We start from the raw sequence: 1,395 nt of genomic DNA on the forward strand, positions 1-1,395 counted from the left end.
CAATCCGAATCATGCTAACAACCTCTTTTCTCCTGCTCTAGAACAAACCTCATCTTATCGTTGATGCGGGAGAACAATCCAAAAGTCCATTTCTCAATCGTGGCGAGTATAACTACATGGGAAACCTCCCTTCAAACTCGATAGCAAAGCGATTTAATGCCCGTTTCCAGTCTCGGATCGGCATTGTCCATTTTTTAGCAATATTGTGGATCGCTAAATAAATTACCTTCATCACCGACTCATCGGTTGGAAACGACCGATGATTGCGTAAGACCTTACGCAACGTCATATTCATCGATTCAATGGCATTGGTCGTGTAGATTGCTTTACGGATATCAGCCGGGAAGGCAAAGAAGGGGACGATCCTCTCCCAGTGGTGCATCCAAGACTTGCTAATGGTCGGATATTGCTTGTCCCAGCTTTCGGCAAACTCGACTAAGGCGAGTTCCGCCTCGGACTCGGTGGCAGCCCCATAAACGGTTTTAAGCCCAGCAGCAACGGCTCTGCGGTCTTTGTAGGAGACGTAGCTGAGGGAGTTGCGCACCATATGGACAATACAGAGTTGCACCTGGGTCTGAGGAAAGACCGTTTCAATCGCCTCCGGGAATCCGGTCAGTCCATCGACACAAGCAATAAAGATATCTTTAACCCCGCGGTTGTTCAGTTCGCTTAAGACCGACAGCCAGAACTTGGACGATTCATTCTGGGTCATCCACATGCCCAATAGCTCCTTCTGCCCTGCCAGGTTAACGCCCAGTGCCATGTGAATCGCCTTGTGAATGACTCGTCCTTCATGACGCACTTTGACCACAATGGCATCAAGATAAACAATCGGATAGACCTCATCAAGACTGCGATTTTGCCAGAGTTTCCGTTCCGCTTCGACCGCCTCAGTCACGTTAGAAATCAGCATATGGGACACCTCAACCCCATATAAATCTTGAAGTTGAGCTTGGATGTCGCGGGTTGTCATGCCTCGCGCATAGAGCGAGAGAATCTTATCGTCGAAGCCGTTGAAACGAGTTTGACCCTTGGCAATCAGGATGGGTTCAAATTCACCATGACGATCTCGGGGGATAGCGATTTCAGCTTCGCCAAACTCACCCTTGATGGTTTTCTGGCTATGTCCATTGCGGCGATTCTTAGGAGAGGCAGGGACGGGTTCGAGTTGCTCTTGTTGCAGATGGGTATTGAGTTCTGCGGTGAGGCAGCGTTCGATCAAAGCTTTGGTCAGTTGCTTAAAAATGCCGCCTTCACCCATGAGATCTTCAGGGTTGCGATATTCTTTGAGAAGTTCGTCAATTAATTCAGGTCGAAAGGTCATGAGTTTGTGTCTCTGGTGATGGGTTCATTAGATCGTGTTTTGACCTCTGACACAAACTAATTTACACTCCC

At 48.4% G+C, this 1,395-nt stretch carries 1 protein-coding gene; it reads right to left on the minus strand.

Features of this window, described 5'->3' with window-relative positions:
* Positions 1-112: 112 nt before the first annotated feature.
* On the minus strand, positions 113-1,324 hold the full coding sequence (locus tag BRW63_RS26970) for an IS256 family transposase (protein WP_073075377.1): 1,212 nt from the start codon (positions 1,322-1,324) through the stop codon (positions 113-115).
* Positions 1,325-1,395 lie beyond the last annotated feature (71 nt).

Origin of the sequence: Phormidesmis priestleyi ULC007, from assembly GCF_001895925.1 — a bacterium.
GTDB classification, from domain to species: Bacteria; Cyanobacteriota; Cyanobacteriia; order Leptolyngbyales; family Leptolyngbyaceae; genus Phormidesmis_A; species Phormidesmis_A priestleyi_A.

Bases quoted from the DNA above. Each gene is read 5' to 3' on its own strand.
- BRW63_RS26970 (WP_073075377.1), bottom strand. From the start codon at position 1,324: ATGACCTTTCGACCTGAATTAATTGACGAACTTCTCAAAGAATATCGC.